Here is a 22,024-nt window from a genome sequence, read left to right on the forward strand (position 1 = left end):
TGCAGGCCCGCAATCTGCGGCTTTCGCGCACCACTTGCGGGGAAATTGCGCTCTACCTAGGGAAAACGAAACAGCGGTCGCGTCGGATGGTCAGCCACATCGCCCGCCCGGGCGCGGGGACAAACACGTTCGGAACGGTCGCCTTGAGGATCGAGCCGTCGTAGTCCATCCGAAACTCGACCAGGCTTTCATTGCCCAGGAACCGGGCCCGCTCAACCACGCCGCGCGCGGCGACGCCGTCTGTGGCCGTGGGCAAAGGCCCTTTGCCGTTTCGGTCGAAATCCAGCCGGAGGTGTTGGGGGCGGAAAACGATCTCGACATCGGTACCGTCCGGAAAGCCCGGCGCCAGGAATTGTCCGAACGGGGTCTCGGCCAAGGCACCATTCACTTGCGCCTGCAACACGTTGACATCACTGAAGAATGCGACGGCTGCCTTGTCCGCTGGCCGCGTGTAGACGTTGTAGGGCGCACCTTGCTGCACGATCTTGCCGCCCCGCATGAGGGCGATCTCGTCGGCCATGCGCATGGCCTCTTCCGGCTCATGGGTGACCAACAGAACGGCGGCGTCTTCCTCTTTCAGGATCGCCAGCGTTTCATCCCGAATACCGTCGCGCAAGCGGTTGTCGAGGCCCGAGAACGGCTCGTCCATCAACATGATCCGGGGGCGCGGTGCCAGAGCGCGCGCCAAAGCCACCCGTTGCTGTTCGCCGCCGGAAAGCTGATGCGGGAACCCGTCGATGAAGCGCATCAGATCGACTTTGGTCAGCAGCTCCTCGACCCGGGCACGTTTCTGATCCTTGCTACCCTTCAGGCCAAAACTCACGTTGTCGGCCACACTGAGATGCGGGAAGAGGGCAAAGTCCTGAAACATCAAGCCAATCTCGCGGCGTTCTGGTGGGACACGGAACACCGTATCGCAGATCAGTTTGCCGTCGACATAGATCTCACCTGTATCCTGCATCTCGACCCCGGCGATCATACGCAAGGTCGTGGATTTGCCGCACCCGGACGGCCCAAGCAGGCAGGTCACCCGCCCAGCCTCGACCGTCAGCGAGACGTCATCCACCACAACCCGGCCTTCGAACCGGCGGATCATATTGCGAATTTCCAAGCGAGGAGGAGTCGTGTTGCCTGTCACAGATGGGTCCTGTTGCCTTTCCCGATCAATTCCATCGGGCTTGAGCGGGGATAGCAACCCCGCCCGTCCGGCGCAAGGGATCAGCTATTCCGCAAGCAGCTCGAAATCGACACCGGCGCGGATTTTTCCGTTCACCTGAACCTCAAGCCGATGCGCTCCCGGCACCAGTTTGAACGTGGTCGCATTGCCTTTGAGCTTGTGGCGTTTGTCCAGACGCAACGCGCCGTTCTTCAGCGCGGCCTGTTTCAGCTTGTGAACCTTGGCCGAGATTTTTCCGTTAGGGCGTTGAAAGTGAATGATATAATCCACCAGAACCAGTTGATCAGCAGACCCATTCAACTCGACCGAGAACGCCAACGCGCCATTGATCCGGGCCTCGCCGTCAACTGAAATGTCTGCAGTGACGTCCGCGTCCGGGTCATAGCCCAGCATCTTCATCGCCCCAGGATGCCCGGCCTTCACAAGACCGCGTAGGGTATGAGAGATCATCCACTCCAACTCCGCCTCGTCCTGCTCACCTGCCTCGCGCCAGCGCTGCAGGCAGTCCAGAACCAGATCGGGGTCCTTTTTCGTGATATCGTTCAGATGGTTTGCAACCGAGCGCGTCACATAACGTGTTTTGTCCCGATGCAGATCATCCAACAACGGCAAGGGGTCTGTCAGAGCAAGACCCACCGCCTGCCCCCATGGCAAACGGGGCCGCGTGCCCTCGCTGACCAGACGGCGCACATGATAGCTGTCGTGCTTGCTCCAGCGTTGCATCCGCGCCAAGACCAAATCGGGATGGCTGTTCAGGAACGGACGGATCGCCCATTCCATCGAAAAACGCTGTGTGAGTTCCTCCAGCACGTCCAACGCCAGTTCTGGATGCGCGGCCCCAACTGCGACAACCCAATCTCCAAGAGGCGCAAAGATGAAATCGCCGAAATCATCATCCGTTTTGCCGGGGTCTAGTGGAGGCGGCAAGGCGCGCAGGATCACCGGCGCAACCGCTGGCAGATCGCCCGGAAAGGACTGCTGCAGGCAATCGGCGATCCAGGCCATTCTCTCTTTCAGTTCCAATTCCAACAGGCGCGACATGACCTGCGCTTCGAACGCTTCGGCGTCGAAGTCTGGGTCCGCCGACTGGAACAAACCCGCCAGATAGCGGGTCTTTTCCATGTTGAACAGTTGGTCCTTCAGAAAGAAATTCTGTGCCATTCCTACATCGTCAAATTGGTTGCACCACCGTCCAGCAGGATGTTCTGCCCAACGATAAAGCCCGCATGTTGAGAACACAGGAAAGCGCAGGCCGCGCCGAATTCCTGACGCGTGCCGTAGCGACGCGCCGGGATCGTGGCGGACCGGGCCGCGCGGGCCTCATCCAGTGAAATCCCCTGTTGATTGGACACTCCGGTATCCAGCGACAAGGCGCGGTCGGTGTCATGAATTCCCGGAAGCAAGTTGTTGATCGTCACACCTTGCGGGGCGACCTGACGCGCCGTTCCGGCCACGTAACCGGTCAGCCCGGTGCGCGCCGCATTCGACAACCCCAGAGCCGGGATCGGCGCGCGCACGGATTGCGAGGTGATATTCACCACCCGCCCCCAACCTTTTTCCATCATCCCTGGCAGCAGCGCTTTCATGAAAGCGATCGGCGTCAGCATGTTGGAATCCAGTGCCTTGATGAAATCCTCACGATCCCAGTCCGACCACAAACCCGGAGGCGGCCCGCCCGCATTTGTGACTAGAATATCAACACCTTGCGCGGCCTCGATCACTTGCGCCTGACCTTCGGCTGAGGTCACATCGCAGGGCACCGTCTCAACCGCGACGCCATGGTCTGCACGCAACCGCGCCGCTTCAGCTTCAAGTGCCTCAGCACCGCGCGCATTCATCACCAGATCAACGCCTGCTTCAGCCAACGCCTCGGCACAGCCCAGCCCAAGCCCTTTGCTGCTCGCACAAACCAACGCACGCTTGCCGCGAATTCCAAGATCCATTCTGATCCCCTCTGTCTGTTGTTGCCCGCATGTCTAACACCAGCCAGACAGAGAAGACCAGAATTCAACAGGCCTTAGTAGAAGAACTCTTCCCGCACGATTTTGCCATCGGCCACGTGGTAGACACCCACTTCGCTCATATCGAAATTCTCGCCGCTTTCTATGAACTTGCCCTTGATCTCGAAAATCACGGCAAAGCGGTCGTCGCCATGCAACATCGGATCACTGACCGAGACATGGCTGACCTCTGTCGAGCTGTCCCACCATTCATGTTTGCCGCGAATGGCATCCAGACCCTGGACCTCACGCCCCATGCCAACGTCATCCACCGCCTCGGCCGAGACAGCATCGGCGGCATAGAGTTTACCCAGATTTTCAGCGGTCCTGTTTTCACGGCAACCAGCTACAAGCTCGTTCGCAATCTCTTTCAATTCCATTGGTTCACTCCCATAATTTGTTCACTATATGTTCTCTTTGCCACAGCTTGCCGATTCGAACCAGTCCGTTTGTCTTGCTTCGGCGGGTTTCCCCGCCTATACGCGCGCTCATGCTTGATACCGCCTCGAACCAACCCGTATTGCCGCCCGAGATCGCTCGTCGTCGGACATTCGCCATCATCTCGCACCCGGATGCGGGCAAGACGACGCTGACGGAAAAGTTCCTGTTGTACGGGGGCGCGATCCAGATGGCCGGTCAGGTGCGCGCCAAGGGTGAGGCGCGGCGCACGCGGTCGGACTTCATGCAGATGGAGAAGGATCGGGGTATCTCGGTATCCGCCTCGGCGATGTCGTTCGACTATGGGGATTTCCGGTTCAACCTTGTCGACACGCCCGGCCACAGCGATTTCTCGGAAGATACTTATCGCACGCTGACTGCGGTGGATGCGGCTGTGATGGTGATCGACGGTGCCAAGGGTGTCGAAAGCCAGACGCAGAAGCTGTTCGAGGTCTGCCGGCTGCGCGATCTTCCAATCCTGACCTTCTGTAACAAGATGGACCGCGAAAGCCGCGATACGTTCGAGATCATCGACGAAATTCAGGAAATGCTGGCCATCGACGTCACGCCTGCCGCGTGGCCCATCGGTGTGGGTCGCGATTTCATCGGCTGCTACGACATGCTGCGCGACCGGCTTGAGCTGATGGACCGCGCCGACCGCAACAAAGTGGCCGAAAGCATCCAGATCGACGGTTTGGACGATCCCAAACTGGCCGAACACGTGCCCGAACAACTGCTGGAGAAGCTGCTGGAAGAGGTCGAGATGGCGCGTGAATTGCTGCCCGCGCTCGACCCTCAGGCCGTGTTAGAGGGGCACATGACCCCGATCTGGTTCGGCTCGGCGATCAACTCGTTCGGCGTGAAAGAGCTTATGGAGGGCATCGGCGCGTATGGTCCGCAGCCGCAGATCCAATCTGCTGAACCTCGTCAGATTTCCCCGGATGAAAAGAAGGTCGCCGGGTTTGTCTTCAAGGTGCAGGCCAATATGGACCCCAAGCACCGCGACCGTGTGGCCTTTGTGCGTATGGCCTCGGGGCATTTCAAACGTGGCATGAAGCTGACCCATGTGCGGTCGAAAAAGCCGATGGCGATCTCGAACCCCGTCCTGTTCCTTGCCTCTGACCGGGAACTTGCTGAGGAAGCCTGGGCCGGGGACATCATCGGCATCCCGAACCACGGCCAGCTGCGCATTGGCGATACGCTGACCGAAGGCGAAGCGATCCGCGTGACCGGCATCCCTTCCTTTGCACCGGAATTGCTGCAAACCGTCCGTCCGGGCGATCCGATGAAAGCCAAGCATCTTGAGAAAGCCCTGATGCAATTCGCCGAGGAAGGCGCGGCCAAAGTGTTCAAACCCTCGATCGGGTCGGGCTTTATCGTTGGCGTCGTGGGCGCGCTGCAATTCGAAGTGCTCGCCAGCCGGATCGAGATGGAATACGGCCTGCCGGTTCGGTTCGAGGCGTCTCAATTCACCTCGGCCCGTTGGGTCAGCGGTGAGAAGGCCGAGGTCGAGAAATTCGTCAACGCCAACAAACAGCACATCGCTCATGACCATGATGGCGACATAGTCTATCTGACCCGTCTGCAATGGGATATCGACCGGGTCGTGCGCGACTATCCGGCACTGAACCTGACGGCTACCAAAGAGATGATGGTGTGATCCAACTGCCTGATTGCACAGCCAATCCCGGCTGTGCAATTCTGCCCGCATGAGCGATGACGACCTGACCTTTCCTGGCGGCCTGCCCGACATGCTGGAGATCCTGGAAAACAGGCGCGCGCCTTTTGTGTTCGGCACCCGCCCCCTGCCCGATCTGGACGTTGATCTGGACGCAATGACGCAGCAGATCGTGCCGGAACGCGCGACCCTCGCCCCCGAAAGCGAAGATGCCACCGCGTGGGACCAGAAGCGCGCCAAGATCGCCACCGAGTTCGTCGGCAATTCGGAATTGGCTTTCCTGAACGCCCAGCTGATCGCCAATCTGCGCAAACGCTCATACCCGCGTCACACGCCCGCTTTGTTTCGGCGGCTCTGGGCCGAGCAATCCCCGCATCTGCTTGAGGCGCTTGATTTGCGCTGGCTCGTCTCCTCGGTGCAGACCTTTGCCGATCACGGCGACACCCCGACGCAACGTGAGGTTGGGCAGGCGCTGAGGATGCTGTTCGGGCTGATGAAGCTCTATGAGTTCGAGCGGTTATTCTCCAAACGCGGGCCGGAGGAAACCCATTGGTTTCGCGGCAAAAGCACCGCTCCGCTGCCGTTGCAGATGCAGTCTTTCTCACTGGAGCGCGGCGGGCTGGCCGTGTCGCTGATCGCGCCGGTCTGGACCAAGGCACTGACCGATCCGACCATCGCGCCGCTTGCGGATCACCTGATGAGCGAGCTGAACAAAGACCCCGGAACCGTCTTTCGCCGCCTGAAAAAGATGCGCGAACGCCGTCTCGCCCGGATGCAACGCCAATGACCACATGGGGTGTTGTCTCCATGGTGCGAGGACCCGCGCAGGATATCCTGCGGTTCGCGGCCCACCACCTCGATCTGGGGGCCGACCGGCTGTACCTCTATCTGGATGAGCCCAACCCCGAGGCGAAGCACCAGTTGGAGCAGCACCCGAAAGTACAGGTGACACTGTGCGATGACGCTTTTTGGCGTGGCCGGAGCCGGACGCGCCCGGGCAAGCATCAGGTGCGCCAATCCACTCATGCCAGCTATACCTATCGCAAAACCGATCTGGAATGGCTGGCCCATATAGATGTGGATGAGTTCCTGTGGGCGGACGCCCCCATCCCGGAGCTGCTGGATACCGTGCCCGCAGATACCCCCGCCGTTCGGGTCCGCCCGATCGAGGCCATTGCGGGGGCCGAGGACCTGTACAAAGCGCATATCCCCAAAAGCCCGGACCGCGAGGCTTTGGTGCAGGCGCTTTATCCCACCTATGGCGCCCATGTGCTGGGAGGGTTCCTCAGCCATATGCAGGGTAAATTGATCGTGCGCACGGGTCTGAAAAAGCTAAGTTTTCGCATCCACAACCTGTTTCAGGACAAGGCCCTCCTGCCCTGCAAATTCGAACTACCGGGGCTGGAGTTGTGCCACCATCACGCGCCGAGTTGGGAGCATTGGTTCAAGCACTACCGTTTCCGGATGGAGCGCGGCTCCTACAAACCCGGCATGTCCCCGAACCTTCCCCGCGACCAAGGCGGCGTGAACAAGAACGAGCTGTTCAGCCAGATCGAGTCTGCCAGTGGTGTTGATGGGCTGCGTGCATTTTACGATGAACTCAGCGCCGCTGACCCAGACGTCCGTGCTCGTCTTGAGGCACATGATCAGATCCGTCACCGCCCGTTGCATCTGGATGAAAAAGTGGCGAAACACTTTCCCGGAAGCTTCTGAATTGTTGCAAAAAATGCCATTTCCAACCGGTTGACCCAGTCGGGATTTCTGTTCATTTGACCCCGCCCCACGTTTTTGTTATGTCCCGCCTCAAGCCGAAACGCGCATGGTGCGCATGGTCAGATTGACCCGGCATGACGCAGACGCGCGGGCCAGGTCAAGTGTCCGCAACAATCGGACATACATGACAAAGTTTACCGAACTGAACCTGAACCCGAAGGTCCTCAAAGCCATTGAGGAAGCCGGATACGAAACCCCTACACCGATACAGGAAGGCGCGATTCCACCCGCGCTTGAAGGGCGAGACGTATTGGGCATTGCCCAGACCGGCACCGGGAAAACCGCAAGCTTCACGCTGCCGATGATCACCCTGCTGGCCCGTGGCCGCGCGCGAGCGCGAATGCCGCGTTCGCTGGTGCTGTGCCCGACGCGGGAACTCGCTGCTCAGGTCGCCGAGAACTTCGACACCTATTCCAAACACCTGAAACTGACCAAAGCGCTACTGATCGGCGGTGTCAGCTTCAAAGAGCAAGAGGCCCTGATCGACCGGGGCGTAGACGTTCTGATCGCCACGCCGGGCCGTCTTCTGGACCATTTCGAACGCGGCAAGCTACTGCTAACCGGCGTGCAGATCATGGTTGTGGATGAGGCCGACCGGATGCTGGATATGGGCTTCATCCCCGATATCGAGCGCATCTTCTCGCTGACGCCCTTCACCCGCCAGACGCTGTTCTTCTCGGCCACCATGGCCTCGGAGATTGAGCGGATCACCGACACCTTCCTGTCCGCCCCCGCCCGGATCGAGGTCGCCCGTCAGGCCACCGCGTCGGAGACGATTGAGCAGGGCGTGGTGATGTTCAAAGGCGGTCGCCGGGATCGCGAGGCCAGCGGAAAACGCAAGGTTCTGCGCGCGCTGATCGACGCCGAAGGCGACAAATGCACCAACGCGATCATCTTCTGCAACCGCAAGACGGATGTAGATATCTGCGCGAAATCGCTGAAGAAATACGGCTATAACGCCGCCGCGATCCATGGCGATCTGGACCAGTCGCAGCGGATGAAAACGCTGGACGGGTTCCGCGATGGCTCACTGCGCCTACTGGTTGCCTCGGACGTGGCGGCGCGCGGTCTCGATATCCCGTCGGTTAGCCATGTGTTCAACTTCGACGTGCCCGGCCATGCCGAGGACTATGTTCACCGCATCGGCCGTACAGGCCGTGCCGGACGTGAAGGCAAAGCCGTGACGATCTGCTCGGGTCGTGACGAAAAGGCTCTGGATGCGATTGAAAAGCTGATCCAGAAGGAAATTCCGCGCCTCGACAATCCGGTCAAGGAAGAACCCAAGCCCGAGAAACCCGCCAAAGCGGCGGAAGGCAAGCGTAACGAAGGCAAGAAAGAGCGCGAGCCTCGCGAGTCAAAGGGTCGCGGGCGTGGCCGCAAGGACGATCATGGCCCGGCCGTTGTCGGCATGGGCGATCACCTGCCCAGTTTCATCGCGCTCAGCTTTGATGAACGCCGCGCGGGCTAACCACCCAGACGCTTAGATCGACAGCACCAGCGCCAGAATCGACGCGCCCAACAACATCATCCCGGCGATCTCGCGCCGGGTGATGGTCTCACGGAAAAACAGGGTCGAGGCCAACAGGCTGAGCAATAGCTCAACCTGTCCCAGTGCTTTGACATAGGCCGCATTCTGCAAGGTGAAGGCGAAGAACCAGCAGAACGATCCGCACAGGCTGGTCAGGCCAACAAACACACCGGTTCGGCGCGTATTCCACACCGCGCGCAACTCGGCCCGGTCGCGCCACAGCAGCCAGATCCCCATGCTGACGAACTGAAACGTGACCACTGCGGCCAGCGTGACCAACGCGCGAAACCACGCGTCGATATCGCCCAGCTCAAGCGAGGCTCCGCGATAACTAACTGAGGAAAAAGCAAACAAGACCCCCGAGCCCAGCCCCAATCGCGAGGCGCGATTGGTCAGATGCTGCCACCACGCCCCGTCCCCTCCGGGGGTTTTGGACAAAAGCAGCACCGCCAACAGTCCCACGACAATCGCCCCCATTGCTCCGGTCGAGACCTGATCGCCCAGCACGACAAATCCAACGATCGCTGTTTGGATGACTTCGGTTTTCTTGAACGTGATACCGACGGCAAAGTTGCGCTGCTTGAACAGCGCGACGACACAAATCGTCGCCAAAATCTGGGAGGTGCCGCCCATCACTGCAAACACCCAGAACCGCGCGGACAAATCTGGCAGGCTCAAGCCGGTGACCTGAATCGCGATGACCAACCCCAGCAGGGCCAACGGCAAGGAATAGGCGAAGCGCGCAAAGGTCGCCCCCGCCGCAGACAGTTTCACGCTGCTGAGCGATTTCTGCAGCATGAACCGGACCGTCTGAAAACCGGCGGCGGCGATAGTGATTGGAATCCACAAACTCATGAACTCCGTTCTGTAGTTAAATCAGGGTTTTGGCCAGAGCGGATGCGGCACCGGGTCCTTCGCCCGCCAGAAATACGCCCTGAAGATCTCGGCATAGGAAGCGTAGACATAGGCTTCGTTGCAATCCTGATACCGCTCTTTGCCCGATTGATAGAGCGCGGGTAGTTCGTACCAAGCGGCCGATGGGTTCATGTGATGAACCACGTGCAGGTTGTTGTTCAGAAACAAGAAAGCCAAAATTCCGCGGTCTTCAACGATCACCGTGCGGGCGCGCGATTTCTCATGCGCTCGGTGTTCAAGGAAGGTCCGGATCTTCACAAGACCCAACCCGATATAGGCCGACATGACATAGGCCCAAATCGGCATGGAGGAATGCGCGACGATCCACAGAACCACCGCAACTCCGGGGATATGCAGTGCCCATGCAAGGGCGACCGAACGGTCTCCACGGATCAGGCTATTCCATTCACCCCGCAGAAACATAAACTGCCCGATCGCAGGCCCCAACACCATGCGCCCGAGCAGAGTGTTGTTGGCGGCAAGCAGCCTCTTTTGCCATGCGGACAGCTGCGCCCAGACCTTTGGGTCATGGTAGTTGCTTTCAGGGTCGTCATAAGGGTCTGTCAGGTTCGAATCCTGATGGTGCGCAAGATGCAAGTCGCGAAACCGGTTGAATGGAATAAACAGGGTCAATGGCAGGGCCATCAACGCCTCATTCAACCATTTCGTGCGAAACGGATGTCCGTGTAACGCCTCATGCGTTAGCGAGGAATGAAGGGCGGCAATCGCACCCATCATCGGGATCGCGAACCACAGGCTCCAACCTGCCACGTAGAAAGTGGCAATCAACCAGGCGGTGTAACATGCGGAGATCAGGGCCAATGTGCCCCATTCGGGCGTTTTAGCTTTCCCCATGACGCCCCCATGAGATCCCCGCCCAGACCCGCTCATAGACAATGTAAAGCGTCAGACCGATAGCGGTGTTGACCAGCGCCACCACGCCGCCCAAGGCAACTGACCCGGTGGCGATCAGGCCCACCAGAGTCATCATCACCAACCCCATCACGTTCCAAATGAGTGCTTTCACGACAGATCTTCGTCGCGTTTCCATTCCGGACCCCGTTTTTTATTGTTATCACAAAAGCGTTACTCAACGGGTGGCGTGTTGGGAATTCTGAATATGATTAACAAAAATCATCAGAAATGATATTTATCTCCTTATGATAGAGAAAATCGACAAACGAGTCCGCGCTGCTCAGTTTCGCCAGCGACTTTCCCGTGCGATGGAGGACACCGGTGTCAGCCAAAGCGGTCTTGCCCGACATATCGGTGTCGACCGCTCGACCGTATCACAGCTGCTGACCGATGAAGGCGCCCGCTTGCCCAACGCCCATGTAGTCGGCAGTTGCGCTTCTGCTCTGGGCGTTTCCGCGGATTGGCTGTTAAGCCTGTCGGACCGTCCCGAAAGCGCCGCGGAATTGCTGGCGAGCTCTCTGACCATGACCGAGGCCCCCCGCGCCCTTGTCGATGAGCGTATTTTCCAATGGCATCAAGAGGCTGCAGGCTACAAAATCCGCTATGTGCCCGCCACCCTGCCCGATATGCTCAAGACCCGCGCGATTCTCGAATGGGAATACGCGCCGCATTTGGGCCGCACAGCAGATCAAGCCATAGGAGCGTCCGAGGATCGCTTGTCCTGGATGCGCAGCGCCCAGTCGGACTATGAGATCGCCATGCCTCTGTATGAGATCCGCAGCTTTGCCCTCGGCACCGGCTACTACGAGGGGCTGCCTTTGCCAGTCCGTCTGGAACAGATCGACCACCTTCTGGACCTCAGCGAGCAGCACTATCCCCGCCTGCGCATCTATCTGTTCGATGCCAAACGCCTGTACTCCGCACCTGTCACGATCTTCGGGCCCCTTCTTTGCGTCTTCTATGCGGGCAGCCACTATATGGCTTTCCGCGACCGCGACCGGATCGAGGTGTTCAGCCGGCATTTCGACACCCTGATCCGCGAGGCTGAGATGACCGCACGCCGTTTCCCGGAATACCTGCGCGGGTTGCGGGCCGAGGTTGCAAAGGGCTGACGCCTCAAACGTGCGGTTTTCCGGTTCCTGTAGTATAGTGACACCGCGAACGCGCAGACACTCTACGGAGGATGATCAGAATGGACGCACTACAAACAGCTCAATATGCACGCGCCCTATATTCCGCGCACGGCGACCGGGCCGAGGCGGAAGCCGCTCGGAAGATGCGCGAATGTGAGGCCGCCGGAAACACGCAAGAGGCCAAAGATTGGCAAGCCGTCCGCCGCACAATCCGCCAGATCCGAGGCCCGAATCAAGGCTGAAGCCCCAGCTTTACGCGCTTGTCGCGCCATCAAAAACAACACGCTCCGCCCATCCAGTCAGCGGGCCAATTTCGCTGGCCAGACGTTCGAAAAACGGTGCACGGCCATCTCCGATGGGCGGGCTCTGGACATCGGAATACCTGCCATTTTCCGGGCGAAAACGTTTTCCCCAAGTTATACCCAGTTTTGACCATAGTTTTCCCCAGGCTTCTCCCCGGATTCCGATTTGCGCAACCGCCGCCTCTGTCGCAGCCTTGTGGAAACACTTGTCAGAATGCGAATCGAACTTGATGAAATCCGCAAAAAACATACTGCAACCGGAACATCGTGCCCTGAAAACGGCGCTCTTGGTTCTGGATGAATGCAGCACGCTCAGCTTCGCCTCGGCCGTAGATCCGATGCGCGCCGCCAATCGTCTGGCCGATCGCCCGGCCTTTGATTGGGACTATGTGACCCCAACGGACGCGCCGGTCATGCTGACCAGCGCCCTCACCGTTCCCGGCATACCGCTGGCCCGTTTGCAGAGCTGTGACCTGATGATTGTGGTTGCCGGATTTCAAATGGCCCGCCAGGCAACCCCAAGCCTTCTCGCGGGATTGCGACGCATCGCGGCCACGGGTGCCACTATGGCCGGAATAGACGGAGGGCCTTGGCTGCTGGCTGAGGCTGGTCTGCTCGATGGTCACAGCGCGACCACCCATTGGGACGATCTTGACAGTTTCGCCAGCCGCTTTCCCAAGGTCGACGTTCAGGCAACCCGCTTCGCAATCTCCGAAAACCGTCTGACCTCGGGCGGCGCGATCCCAGCGGTCGAGATGATGCTGCACATCATCGCCGCGCGCCATGGTGCGGGTTTTGCCGCACGTGTCTCAAACCAGTTCCTGTACGAAGGCGCTGCGGCCCAAACCAAAACAGGCGCCCCCAGAGCGAACCACCACTCTGCGCTGACCTCCAAAGCCAACAGCCTGATGGAGGCCGCGCTCGACGACCCGCTGCCATTGGCCCATATCGCCGACCGGCTGGGCACCAGCCCCCGCACTCTGCAACAGCAGTTTCGCCTGCGCCTCAACACCACGCCGCAGGACCACTACTTGCAACTGCGCATGGCGGAGGCCCGCCGACTGGTGACCGATACCGACATGTCGCTGATGGACGTGGCTCAGGCCACCGGGTTCACCTCGCAATCCAGCTTTGCCCGCGCCTTCCGCACAGCCCACGGTTTGTCGGCCCGTGACCTCAGACAGGATAGTGCCTACCCCACCCATCACTGACCGGATCCACTCCATCTGGCCAGAAATACCTCGGGGGAGGCGCGCGGCACGCGCGGCGGGGGCAGCGCCCCCTAGATCGCTTCGGGTTAAGCCTGCGACACGAATACCCGCCACGCTTTCCGCGTTCTCGGGAAATTCTTGTCACTTGGCGATCTAGGTAAAACCCGAAACGTCTCAATACGGCATCGGATGCGCTTTGTGCACCGCCTCGATCTCGGACAGAACTTCATCCGACAAGCGCAGATCAACGCCAGACAGGATATGCTCCAACTGCGCCACTGTCGTTGCGCCAAAGATGGCTGACATCATGAACGGCCGGGTCCGGCACCAAGCCAGCGCCATGTGCGTCGGGTCCAGCCCATGCCGCGCAGCGATCTGCAAATAGACGTCAACGGCATCAAAAACCCGCTCGGACTTGCGCCCCCCCAGTTCAGGCGTCAGTGACATGCGCGAGGCTTCGGGAATGGCGCCGCCCTGATATTTGCCGGTCAGCAAACCCGTCCCCAAAGGCGAGAACGCCATCAGGCCTACATCTTCATGAACGCTCAACTCGGCCATGTCCGTATCAAACAGCCGGCACAGCAGCGAGTATTCGTTTTGAACCGACGCCACCCTCGGTGCACCCATCTGCTCGGACAAACGCAGCCATTGCGCTGTCCCCCAGGCACTTTCATTGGATAATCCAAAGGCCCGAATGTTGCCCTTGTCGACCTGAACCTGAAGCGCCTCCAGACACTCCTGCATATTCTCCAGCACTTCATCGGTGTTGTGCCCCTTCGGGGAGAACGTCCAGTTCTGCCGGAACATATAGCTGCCGCGATTGGGCCAGTGAAACTGATAGAGGTCGATATAGTCGGTCTTCAAACGCTTCAGTGAGCCCTCGATGGCCTCGGGGATTGTCTGAGCGGTGATCGGCGCGCCATCGCGGACAAAGCGAAGCCCCTCACCGGAATGCTTGGTGGCCAGAACATAATCCCCCCTACGCGCGGTATTGGCAGCATTCCAGTTGCCAAGGATTTCCTCGGTCCGGCCAATCGTCTCTTTGGCGACCGGATTGACCGGGTACATCTCGGCGGCATCGACAAAATTGATCCCGGCCGCCAGCGCCACGTCCATCTGCGTATGCGCGTCCGCTTCCGAGGTTTGCGATCCGAATGTCATCGTCCCGAGACACAGATCAGACACCATGATCCCGGTGCGGCCCAAAGGCTTCATTTCCATTTGTCGCTCTCCTGATTTCCGCAACAGCCGCGCGCTAGGCTTCGGCTTTCTTTTCCCAACGGCCCGATTCCTCGGACCAGTATTGCGCTGAACATCCCGCGCCGGTCAGCGCTTTCCATTGGCCACGCGCATGTTGAACGGCCTCCATGTCATTGCCGTCGAACAGAATGCAAACCCGGTCCAAAGCGGCGACCTCATCCGGGTCAACCGTGGCCCCGTCCACCGCCATCACGCAGCTGGCATCGTTTGCGGCCTGCATGTCCGACGTCAGCAGGATCGGTTGCATCGCATCGTGCAGCCCACCGGCTCGTCCATGCGGCAGGAACCCGTCCTCGGGTCCCAACCACAGTTTTTCATCCAGCCAGTCCAGCCGCGCAGGATCAGTCCCCCGCACGGCGATCTTCCACCCGGCCTGACGCGCCTTGTCCAGCAGGACCGGCAAAGTATGCTCCAGCGGCTGACGGGTCAGGTGATAGAAATAGACGGCCCCCATGGGTTTACTCGAAATTGTCCTGCACAAAGCGGCTCAGCGCACGCACGCCCCAGCCTGTGGCGCCTTTGGGGGCATAGGATGTCTCAGCCGCGACCGAGGCAACACCGGCGATGTCGAGGTGAATCCATGGTGTCTCTTCCTTGACGAACCGCTGGAGAAACTGCGCCGCCGTAATCGAACCCGCAGGCCGCCCGCCGACATTCTTCATATCCGCGATACGTGACTTCAACTGCTTGTCGTAGGCCGCGCCCAACGGCAGCCGCCATGCGCCTTCGTCCTCGGCCTTGGCCGATTTCAGGAAGGCATCGCAGAAGGTGTCATTGTTCGAGAAGACACCTGCATTCTCATGGCCAAGTCCGATGATGACCGCCCCGGTCAGGGTTGCCAGATCGATCATACCAACCGGAGAGAACCTTTCCTGCGCGTACCACATCACGTCGCACAGAACCAAACGGCCCTCAGCATCTGTGTTAATGATCTCGACCGTATCGCCCTTCATTGATTTCACCACGTCGCCCGGACGGGTCGCATTGCCTGAGGGCATGTTCTCGACCAGCCCCACAAGACCAACCACATTGGCCTTGGCCTTGCGCTTGGCCAGCGCCCGCATGGTGCCGGCCACAACCCCTGCGCCGCCCATGTCCATGGTCATGTCTTCCATGCCACCCGCCGGTTTCAGCGAGATCCCTCCGGTGTCGAACACAACGCCCTTCCCGACAAGCGCCAGCGGCGCATCGTCTTTGTCGCCCCCGTTCCACTGCATCACCACAACTTTCGACGGGCTGACCGAGCCCTGACCCACACTCAACAGCGTGCGCATGCCCAGTTCGGCCAGCTTGTCTTCTTCCAGCACCTCGACCTCGAGGCCCAGCGATTTCATCTCGTCCAGACGGTCGGCGAATTCGGTGGTGGTCAGGATGTTTGCAGGCTCATTCGTCAAGTCGCGGGTCATCCGCACCCCATCGGCAACCGCATACATCGGTGCAAAGGCCGCCTCGGCCTCGTCATGCTTGCTGTGGCTGATCGTGACCGAACCTGCCGCATCGCTCTCCTTGGTTTTGTGGACTTCGAAATCATAGCTGCGCAAAGCGATGCCCATCGACAGATGTTCCACGCGCACCTGATTGCCCGCCATCACCAACAGGTCTTTGCCACCAGCCAGTTTAGCCAATGACGCCCCCGCCTTGCGCGCCTCATCCGCTTCGGGGCGGCGCGGCAGGACCACAATATCCAACGCTTGAGCAGCCATTCCAACCGGCCACGCCAGCGAGATAACATCCCCGGTTTTCACCTTTTCGAACCGATCGCTTTCCACCAATCGAGCAACCGCTCCACGCGTCAGTTTGTTGGCGCGACGCACGGCGGGGTTCATCTTACCATCGGCGGGAATGATGATTGCCACGCGCCCTTCCGCCTGTGCCATGGCATCCACGTCAAAAGCCTTAAAACGGATTGGTACCAGACTGCTCATAGCAAACTCCTCAAAATCTGTTCCCCAAGACCTAGCCCGCGCTGCGCGGCTTGACCAGATAGCAGTTTTCCCCGCCCGCCATTTGCATTAAGGTTCTGCAAAAATAAACGGCAGGCTCGGGGGAGATCTAAGTGGCACCAAACGGCAGGCATTCGCTGTCGCGCATAATCACATGCATTGGCGATCCGGGCGTGAACCCCTGCGTTTCAAGCCCTGAGAGGGTCTTTCCGTGATCCTCGACCGCTACTTCGCGCGCCGCTTTCTTCAAAGCTTTGTGGTCATCGGCGGCATCTTTTTGACCCTGATGATTCTGATCGACCTGATCGAACAGCTGCGCCGCTTTGACGACTATGACCTGTCGGTCGGCCAATTGCTGGGTCTGACACTGCTGAACACCCCCGCCGCGATCAGCGAGATGCTGCCCCTGCTGATTATCCTGTCCACCATCGCGCTGTTTGTTGGGCTGGCGCGCACTTCAGAACTTGTGGTGACCCGCGCCACCGGACGTTCGGGCCTGCGGGCGCTGGTTGCGCCTGTGACCTTGGCCCTGATGATCGGCATTCTGGCCGTTGCTTTGCTGAACCCGATCGCCGCCGCGACCTCGGAAGAGTTCGAGCGTCTATCGGATGCCTATCGCGACGATGGCAATTCTGCCCTGTCGATCAGCCGCGAGGGGCTGTGGTTGCGTCAAAGCTCTGACAATGGCCAATCCGTGATCCATGCCAGGGGTACATCGAACGGGGATACTCTGGGTCTTGACAATGTGACTATCATCACCTTCTCGGGCGGCGGAAAGCCAAACCAGCAGATCGTGGCCGAACGAGCTGAGCTAACCAACGGAACCTGGGTTTTGACCCACGCCAAACTCTGGCCGCTGCGAGACGACCTCAACCCTGAAACAAACGCTGTTTCGCACGAAAGGCTTGAGCTGCCGACCACACTGACGCGCGAACGCATTTTGGACACGCTGGGCAAGCAGGAGTCGGTCTCGGTCTATGATCTGCCCAAGCTGATCCGCGATCTGGGTGAGGCTGGGTTTTCGACCAAGCAATATGAGGTCTGGCTGCATGTCCAACTTGCCCGGCCCCTGTTTCTGGTTGCCATGGTCCTGATCGGAGCGGCCTTCACCATGCGCCATGTACGCTTTGGTGGAACCGGTGTGGCGGTGCTGACGGCTGTTCTGTTGGGCTTTGCGATCTATTTCGTGCGCAACTTCGCGCAGATTCTGGGCGAAAACGGCCAGCTTCCAATCTACGTCGCCGCCTGGGCGCCGCCCTTTGCAGCGATTCTACTCGCGCTTGGCCTGTTGCTGCACGCGGAGGACGGCTGATGCAACGTTTTCTGCCGTTTGCAGCGACCAGCCTGCTGGCCCTGACCCTGCCCCTTGGACTAGCCGCGCAGAATCTGTCCGATCCAGCCGTCACCCAAAGCCCGGCCCAAGAGGAAGAACCGGCGCTGCTTGTGGCCGACAGGATCTTTATCACGCCCGAACGCAAGCTGGTGGCCGAAGGCAATGTCGAGGCGTTTCAGGGCAACGTCAAACTCAGCGCCAATCGCATCGTCTATGACCGCGAAACCGGAGAGCTAACACTGGATGGCCCCGTCCGCATTGATCAGGGTGGGCAGACGACTGTACTGGCGGAGTCGGCGCAGCTGGACAACGGGCTTCAGAATGGCCTGCTGGTGGGCGCGCGGATGGTGTTCGAGCAGCAGGTGCAAATCGCATCCGTTCAGGCCCGCCGCGCCGGAGGGCGCTTTACGCAATTCAGCAAGATCGCCGCAACCTCGTGCCATGTCTGCACCGATGGCCGTCCGCCTCTGTGGCAGATCCGGGCGCGCAAGGTCACGCATGACTCGTTAGAGCGGCAGCTTTACTTTGAAGGAGCGCAGCTGCGGGTACTGGACGTTCCCGTTTTCTACTTCCCCTATCTGCGCCTGCCCGACCCGACGCTGGAGCGTGCGACCGGTTTTCTGGTGCCGTCGATTCGCACCACCTCTCAGCTTGGAACCGGGGTGCAGGTGCCGTATTTCTTCAAAATTGGCGACCACAAGGACCTGACCCTTACGCCCTATCTCTCGTCCAAAACCACGACGCTTGGCTATCGCTATCGACAGGCTTTCGTGAATGGCCGGATCGAGATCAACGGCGCGCAGACCCGGGACGACATTCAACCGGATCAGGATCGCGGTTATCTGTTCGCCGAAGGCTGGTTCGACTTTAAAAATGACTATCGCTTTACCTTCGATCTGCAGACGACCTCGGATGATTCCTATCTGGCCGACTACGGTCTGCCCGATTTGGACCGCCTCCGCAGCGAAGTTGCGCTGGAACGGATCAAGCGCGACACGGCGTTCCGGACCAGCTTTATTCACTACAAAACGCTGCGTGACAGCGAAGATCAGGATGAAATCCCCTCGCGCATTTTCGATCTGAACTTCCAAAAGCGCTATTTCCCAACCTCCGTCGGCGGAGAAGTTCGGGTGAACGTCATCGCCCACGCGCATGAGCGCACCAGCGATGAGGACGTGGTCGGACGCGACGTGGCGCGCACTACCTTTGACGCAGAATGGCTGCGCAGCTGGACCTTTGCCACCGGATTGCGGGCAGATGCGTTGTTCGGTGCCTCCATTGACGCGTTCAACATCCGCCACGACAGCAATTTCCCCACGCAGGCTACCCGGACGACCCCTCGGGCCGCCCTGACCTTGCGCTATCCGATGACACGCCGCGAAAAATCCGGCGCGACGCAATTTCTGGAACCCATCGTTCAGTTCGGCTGGACGGATGTCTCTGACAATGACGTGCCTATCGACGAAAGCACGTTTCAGGAATTCGACGAGGGCAACCTGCTGTCTCTGTCGCGCTTTCCGGCAGAGGATCGCCGCGAGGATGGCGCAACCGCCGCTGTCGGCGTCAACTGGGCGCGCTATGGTCGCGGAGGCTGGCAGGCGCTTGCCACGGTGGGCCAAGTATTTCGTGCGGATGCCGATCCGGATTTCACTCTAACTTCGGGACTGCAGGGCACATCGTCCGATATCCTGCTGGCCGGTCAGCTCAAAACCGCTAATGGCTGGTCTTTGGCCGGGCGCGGAATTCTCAACGGTGACCTTAGCTTTGCCAAGGCCGAGCTGCGTGGAGAGTGGGCGAAAGAAGGTTCAGCCTTCACCGGCAGCTATATTTGGCTGGAACCCGACCCGGCTGAAAACATCGAAGAGGCGGTCTCCGAGGTCTGGCTGCGCGGGCGCTATCAGGTTGACCAGAACTGGCTGACCCGGGCCGAGGCCCGCTACGACCTGAACGAATCCGAACCCATTCGCCTGGGCCTCGGCGTGACCTACCAGAACGAATGCGTTCGGGTTAACATGTCCGTAAGGCGGCGCTTTACTTCAACATCAACTATTGAGCCTTCGACCGAATTCGGCTTTACCGTATCCCTGACAGGATACGCCCTCGAAGGCGCTGGTAACACTTACAAGAGAACATGCAGTTGATATCAACTTTCTCACGGTTTCTTCGTTCCGCTTCGATCCGGCTGGTGCTTCCGGCCCTGGCCGCTACGACTCTTACCTTCACCGCGCCCCATACGTTTGCGCAAAGCCTGTTTTCGCCAGCGATCCGGGTCAATCAGGACGTGGTAACTTGGTATGAGTTGGAGCAACGTCAGCAATTCATAAACGCACTCGGTATCTCTGGCGGGTCCGAGGCCGAAGTCCGGCAAGCACTGATTGATGACCGCTTGCGCAAACAAGCCGTGCGCGAAGCCGGGATCGAGGTCCCGCCCGAGGCGATTCAGGCGGGTGTCGATGAATTCGCGGCCCGCGGGCGCCTCAGCACCGAGCAGTTCCTGCAATTGCTGGCCAACGAAGGCGTCGATCCGGAAACGGTCCGCGATTTCGTCGCCGATCAGCTAACATGGCGCAACTATATCAGCGCGCGTTTTCTGTCTCAGGCCAACCCCTCCGAGGAAGAGATCAACCGCGCTCTGGGTCAGGGCGGCGGTGGCGGACTTCAGGTCTTGTTGTCTGAAATCATCATTCCTGTAAACCAGCAGACCCTCGCCCAGACCGAGCTTCTCGCTGAAGAAATCGCCAATCTCGAAGGGTTTGATGCGTTTTCGGCTGCGGCTGCGCAATACTCGGCTGCAGAAACCCGCAGCAATGGCGGCCGGCTCGACTGGCTGAACCTGTCCGGTCTACCTCCAGCACTGCAGCCCGTGGTTCTTGGCTTGAAGAATGGTGAGATCACCAGCCCGATCGCCCTACCCAACGCCATCGCTCTGTTCCAGATGCGCGGCCTGCGTGAGGTTGCAACCGGCACGCCCTCTTACTCCACAATCGACTACGCCATCTATTACATGGCCGGCGGCCGTAGCGCCGAAACACTGGCCGCCGCCGCGAAACTTCGCGAAGAGATCGACACCTGTGATGACCTATACGGCATCGCGCAGGAGCAACCGGCCGAAGTGCTGGAGCGTGTCGACGCCGCTCCCTCAGAGATCCCGCGCGACGTTGCGGTCGAGCTGGCCAAGCTGGACCCGAACGACGTCTCGACCACGCTGACACGCAACAACGGCCAAACGCTGATGTTCCTGATGCTGTGCAACCGCACCCGCAATCTGGGCGAAAATACCTCTCGCGCGGATGTCGCGAATGCGCTGACGCAACAACGCCTTCAAGCCTTTGCGGACAGCCTGCTGGAACAATTGCGCGCCGACGCCAGCATCATCGAGCAATGAGCGCGCCCATCGCGCTCAGCTGCGGCGATCCGGCGGGAATAGGACCCGAGATCGCCGCCAAAGCATGGGTGGAATTGCGCGACACCTGCCCCTTTTTCTACATCGGCGACGTCGCGCACCTGCCATCAGACACACAGGCCCAGCTGATCAGCGATCCGGTCGAGGCCATCTCGGTTTCCCAAACCGCGCTACCGGTTTTGCAGCTGAACTTCCCAGCCCCCAACACGCCCGGCCAACCCGACTCGGCCAATGCGCCATCGGTCATTGATGCCATCGAACAGGGCGTTTCCCTTGTGCAATCCGGCGCGGCGTCGGCCCTGTGTACGGCCCCGATCCACAAAAAGGCGCTCATCGACGGAGCAGGTTTTTCTTACCCCGGCCATACCGAATTTCTGGCAGCGCTAGCGGGCCGTGAACGGGTGGTGATGATGCTGGCCAGCGATCAACTGCGCGTCGTGCCCGCGACCATTCACATCCCCCTCTCCCGTGTCCCGCAAGAACTGACCCCGGCCCTGCTGCACGACACGATCGAGATCACCGCTACCGGCCTACGCTCCCAATTCGGCATTGAGGCCCCGCGCATCGCCGTGGCAGGCTTGAACCCCCATGCGGGCGAAGGCGGCAAAATGGGAACCGAAGAACTGGACTGGATCGACCCGATGCTGGCGAACCTACAGCCCGAGGGCTACAGCGTGACCGGCCCTCACCCCGCCGACACGATGTTCCACGCAGCCGCGCGCAGCCGTTATGACGCGGCCATCGCGATGTATCACGATCAAGCCCTGATCCCGATCAAAACGCTGGATTTCGACCGGGGCGTGAATGTTACCCTCGGCCTGCCCTTCATCCGCACCTCACCCGATCACGGCACCGCATTGGATATCGCAGGGCAAAGCATCGCCAACCCAACCAGCCTGATCGAAGCGCTGAAACTCGCGCAGAAGATGGCACAAAGCGCTTGATCCTTCACCTGGCTGGAAATATCCACGCCGGAGGCAAAAAATTACTGGCGCTGACCACCCCAAACGCGTCA

21 protein-coding genes are annotated in these 22,024 nt (G+C 59.8%); 11 read left to right on the top strand and 10 right to left on the bottom strand.

Features of this window, described 5'->3' with window-relative positions:
• Positions 1-52: 52 nt before the first annotated feature.
• The 4 genes from ACR0I8_RS01860 to ACR0I8_RS01875 form a co-directional block, all read right to left on the bottom strand.
• Entirely contained in the window at positions 53-1,096 is a 1,044-nt protein-coding gene (locus ACR0I8_RS01860) for an ABC transporter ATP-binding protein (RefSeq protein ID WP_480523459.1), read from the bottom strand.
• 126 nt (positions 1,097-1,222) lie between these two features.
• Positions 1,223-2,338 carry a hypothetical protein gene (locus ACR0I8_RS01865; RefSeq protein ID WP_170688772.1) on the bottom strand — a complete coding sequence of 372 codons (1,116 nt, stop codon included), beginning with the start codon at positions 2,336-2,338 and terminating at the stop codon, positions 1,223-1,225.
• 2 nt (positions 2,339-2,340) lie between these two features.
• On the bottom strand, positions 2,341-3,120 hold the full coding sequence (locus tag ACR0I8_RS01870) for an SDR family oxidoreductase (protein ID WP_170688773.1): 780 nt from the start codon (positions 3,118-3,120) through the stop codon (positions 2,341-2,343).
• A gap of 74 nt (positions 3,121-3,194) precedes the next feature.
• Positions 3,195-3,557: a nuclear transport factor 2 family protein gene (locus ACR0I8_RS01875; protein ID WP_170688774.1), complete on the bottom strand. Its 363-nt coding sequence runs from the start codon at positions 3,555-3,557 to the stop codon at positions 3,195-3,197.
• Between the two features lie 110 nt (positions 3,558-3,667).
• On the opposite strand from ACR0I8_RS01875, the gene ACR0I8_RS01880 reads away from it, so the two are divergent.
• The 4 genes from ACR0I8_RS01880 (at position 3,668) to ACR0I8_RS01895 (ending at position 8,534) form a co-directional block, all read left to right on the top strand.
• Positions 3,668-5,275 carry a peptide chain release factor 3 gene (locus tag ACR0I8_RS01880; RefSeq protein WP_170688775.1) on the top strand — a complete coding sequence of 536 codons (1,608 nt, stop codon included), beginning with the start codon at positions 3,668-3,670 and terminating at the stop codon, positions 5,273-5,275.
• A 49-nt stretch (positions 5,276-5,324) separates the two neighbouring features.
• Positions 5,325-6,080 carry a hypothetical protein gene (locus ACR0I8_RS01885; RefSeq protein WP_170688776.1) on the top strand — a complete coding sequence of 252 codons (756 nt, stop codon included), beginning with the start codon at positions 5,325-5,327 and terminating at the stop codon, positions 6,078-6,080.
• Positions 6,077-7,006, top strand: coding sequence for a glycosyltransferase family 2 protein (locus tag ACR0I8_RS01890; protein WP_480702676.1), 930 nt, complete (start codon positions 6,077-6,079; stop codon positions 7,004-7,006). The genes ACR0I8_RS01885 and ACR0I8_RS01890 overlap by 4 nt, the downstream gene beginning before the upstream one ends.
• 184 nt (positions 7,007-7,190) lie before the next feature.
• A complete protein-coding gene (locus ACR0I8_RS01895; RefSeq protein WP_170688777.1) occupies positions 7,191-8,534 on the top strand; it encodes a DEAD/DEAH box helicase in 1,344 nt (447 codons plus the stop codon).
• Between the two features lie 12 nt (positions 8,535-8,546).
• Here the strand turns inward: ACR0I8_RS01895 and ACR0I8_RS01900 are convergent, their stop codons facing one another.
• Genes ACR0I8_RS01900 through ACR0I8_RS01910 form a run of 3 tightly spaced genes read right to left on the bottom strand, consistent with a single transcriptional unit; the run spans position 8,547 to position 10,560 of the window.
• Entirely contained in the window at positions 8,547-9,449 is a 903-nt protein-coding gene (locus tag ACR0I8_RS01900) for an EamA family transporter (RefSeq protein ID WP_170688778.1), read from the bottom strand.
• Positions 9,450-9,470: 21 nt separating this feature from the next.
• Entirely contained in the window at positions 9,471-10,364 is an 894-nt protein-coding gene (locus tag ACR0I8_RS01905) for a fatty acid desaturase (protein ID WP_170688779.1), read from the bottom strand.
• Positions 10,351-10,560, bottom strand: a complete 210-nt coding sequence (locus ACR0I8_RS01910) for a DUF2061 domain-containing protein (RefSeq protein ID WP_170373903.1) — start codon at positions 10,558-10,560, stop codon at positions 10,351-10,353. Before ACR0I8_RS01910 ends, ACR0I8_RS01905 begins: the two co-directional genes overlap by 14 nt.
• A gap of 109 nt (positions 10,561-10,669) precedes the next feature.
• Between ACR0I8_RS01910 and ACR0I8_RS01915 the strand changes: the two genes are divergently transcribed.
• From ACR0I8_RS01915 to ACR0I8_RS01925, 3 genes are all read left to right on the top strand, one after another.
• On the top strand, positions 10,670-11,536 hold the full coding sequence (locus ACR0I8_RS01915; RefSeq protein ID WP_170688780.1) for a helix-turn-helix domain-containing protein: 867 nt from the start codon (positions 10,670-10,672) through the stop codon (positions 11,534-11,536).
• An 80-nt stretch (positions 11,537-11,616) separates the two neighbouring features.
• The gene (locus tag ACR0I8_RS01920; RefSeq protein WP_170688781.1) at positions 11,617-11,799 is read left to right on the top strand and encodes a hypothetical protein; all 183 of its coding nucleotides are present in this window, start codon (positions 11,617-11,619) and stop codon (positions 11,797-11,799) included.
• A 290-nt stretch (positions 11,800-12,089) separates the two neighbouring features.
• Positions 12,090-13,070, top strand: coding sequence for a GlxA family transcriptional regulator (locus tag ACR0I8_RS01925; RefSeq protein WP_170688782.1), 981 nt, complete (start codon positions 12,090-12,092; stop codon positions 13,068-13,070).
• Between the two features lie 174 nt (positions 13,071-13,244).
• Here the strand turns inward: ACR0I8_RS01925 and ACR0I8_RS01930 are convergent, their stop codons facing one another.
• From ACR0I8_RS01930 to ACR0I8_RS01940, 3 genes are read right to left on the bottom strand one after another with little or no spacing between them, the layout of a single operon-like run.
• A complete protein-coding gene (locus tag ACR0I8_RS01930; protein WP_170688783.1) occupies positions 13,245-14,291 on the bottom strand; it encodes an aldo/keto reductase in 1,047 nt (348 codons plus the stop codon).
• Between the two features lie 34 nt (positions 14,292-14,325).
• Complete coding sequence (locus ACR0I8_RS01935; RefSeq protein ID WP_170373908.1) at positions 14,326-14,784, bottom strand: DNA polymerase III subunit chi; 459 nt, start codon at positions 14,782-14,784, stop codon at positions 14,326-14,328.
• Positions 14,785-14,788: 4 nt separating this feature from the next.
• Positions 14,789-16,255: a leucyl aminopeptidase gene (locus tag ACR0I8_RS01940; RefSeq protein WP_170688784.1), complete on the bottom strand. Its 1,467-nt coding sequence runs from the start codon at positions 16,253-16,255 to the stop codon at positions 14,789-14,791.
• Between the two features lie 229 nt (positions 16,256-16,484).
• Here ACR0I8_RS01940 and lptG point away from each other — a divergent pair, with 229 nt between their 5' ends.
• From lptG to pdxA, 4 genes are read left to right on the top strand one after another with little or no spacing between them, the layout of a single operon-like run.
• The gene (lptG, locus tag ACR0I8_RS01945) at positions 16,485-17,585 is read left to right on the top strand and encodes an LPS export ABC transporter permease LptG (protein WP_170688785.1); all 1,101 of its coding nucleotides are present in this window, start codon (positions 16,485-16,487) and stop codon (positions 17,583-17,585) included.
• The gene (locus tag ACR0I8_RS01950) at positions 17,585-19,747 is read left to right on the top strand and encodes an LPS assembly protein LptD (RefSeq protein ID WP_170688786.1); all 2,163 of its coding nucleotides are present in this window, start codon (positions 17,585-17,587) and stop codon (positions 19,745-19,747) included. The genes lptG and ACR0I8_RS01950 overlap by 1 nt, the downstream gene beginning before the upstream one ends.
• Positions 19,738-20,991: a peptidylprolyl isomerase gene (locus ACR0I8_RS01955; RefSeq protein ID WP_170688787.1), complete on the top strand. Its 1,254-nt coding sequence runs from the start codon at positions 19,738-19,740 to the stop codon at positions 20,989-20,991. The genes ACR0I8_RS01950 and ACR0I8_RS01955 overlap by 10 nt, the downstream gene beginning before the upstream one ends.
• A complete protein-coding gene (gene pdxA, locus ACR0I8_RS01960; RefSeq protein WP_170688788.1) occupies positions 20,988-21,953 on the top strand; it encodes a 4-hydroxythreonine-4-phosphate dehydrogenase PdxA in 966 nt (321 codons plus the stop codon). The genes ACR0I8_RS01955 and pdxA overlap by 4 nt, the downstream gene beginning before the upstream one ends.
• Positions 21,954-22,024: the final 71 nt, after the last annotated feature.

Source organism: Ruegeria sp. BG9, from assembly GCF_056538305.1.

Coding starts and splice junctions, on each gene's coding strand:
- ACR0I8_RS01860 (WP_480523459.1), bottom strand. CDS start 1,096: ATGATCCGCCGGTTCGAAGGCCGGGTTGTGGTGGATGACGTCTCGCTG.
- ACR0I8_RS01900 (WP_170688778.1), bottom strand. CDS start 9,449: ATGAGTTTGTGGATTCCAATCACTATCGCCGCCGCCGGTTTTCAGACG.
- ACR0I8_RS01950 (WP_170688786.1), top strand. CDS start 17,585: ATGCAACGTTTTCTGCCGTTTGCAGCGACCAGCCTGCTGGCCCTGACC.
- ACR0I8_RS01935 (WP_170373908.1), bottom strand. CDS start 14,784: ATGGGGGCCGTCTATTTCTATCACCTGACCCGTCAGCCGCTGGAGCAT.
- ACR0I8_RS01880 (WP_170688775.1), top strand. CDS start 3,668: ATGCTTGATACCGCCTCGAACCAACCCGTATTGCCGCCCGAGATCGCT.
- ACR0I8_RS01910 (WP_170373903.1), bottom strand. CDS start 10,560: ATGGAAACGCGACGAAGATCTGTCGTGAAAGCACTCATTTGGAACGTG.
- ACR0I8_RS01895 (WP_170688777.1), top strand. CDS start 7,191: ATGACAAAGTTTACCGAACTGAACCTGAACCCGAAGGTCCTCAAAGCC.
- ACR0I8_RS01940 (WP_170688784.1), bottom strand. CDS start 16,255: ATGAGCAGTCTGGTACCAATCCGTTTTAAGGCTTTTGACGTGGATGCC.
- ACR0I8_RS01955 (WP_170688787.1), top strand. CDS start 19,738: ATGCAGTTGATATCAACTTTCTCACGGTTTCTTCGTTCCGCTTCGATC.
- pdxA (WP_170688788.1), top strand. CDS start 20,988: ATGAGCGCGCCCATCGCGCTCAGCTGCGGCGATCCGGCGGGAATAGGA.
- ACR0I8_RS01870 (WP_170688773.1), bottom strand. CDS start 3,120: ATGGATCTTGGAATTCGCGGCAAGCGTGCGTTGGTTTGTGCGAGCAGC.
- ACR0I8_RS01865 (WP_170688772.1), bottom strand. CDS start 2,338: ATGGCACAGAATTTCTTTCTGAAGGACCAACTGTTCAACATGGAAAAG.
- ACR0I8_RS01920 (WP_170688781.1), top strand. CDS start 11,617: ATGGACGCACTACAAACAGCTCAATATGCACGCGCCCTATATTCCGCG.
- ACR0I8_RS01905 (WP_170688779.1), bottom strand. CDS start 10,364: ATGGGGAAAGCTAAAACGCCCGAATGGGGCACATTGGCCCTGATCTCC.
- ACR0I8_RS01925 (WP_170688782.1), top strand. CDS start 12,090: ATGAAATCCGCAAAAAACATACTGCAACCGGAACATCGTGCCCTGAAA.
- ACR0I8_RS01885 (WP_170688776.1), top strand. CDS start 5,325: ATGAGCGATGACGACCTGACCTTTCCTGGCGGCCTGCCCGACATGCTG.
- ACR0I8_RS01915 (WP_170688780.1), top strand. CDS start 10,670: ATGATAGAGAAAATCGACAAACGAGTCCGCGCTGCTCAGTTTCGCCAG.
- ACR0I8_RS01930 (WP_170688783.1), bottom strand. CDS start 14,291: ATGGAAATGAAGCCTTTGGGCCGCACCGGGATCATGGTGTCTGATCTG.
- ACR0I8_RS01875 (WP_170688774.1), bottom strand. CDS start 3,557: ATGGAATTGAAAGAGATTGCGAACGAGCTTGTAGCTGGTTGCCGTGAA.
- ACR0I8_RS01890 (WP_480702676.1), top strand. CDS start 6,077: ATGACCACATGGGGTGTTGTCTCCATGGTGCGAGGACCCGCGCAGGAT.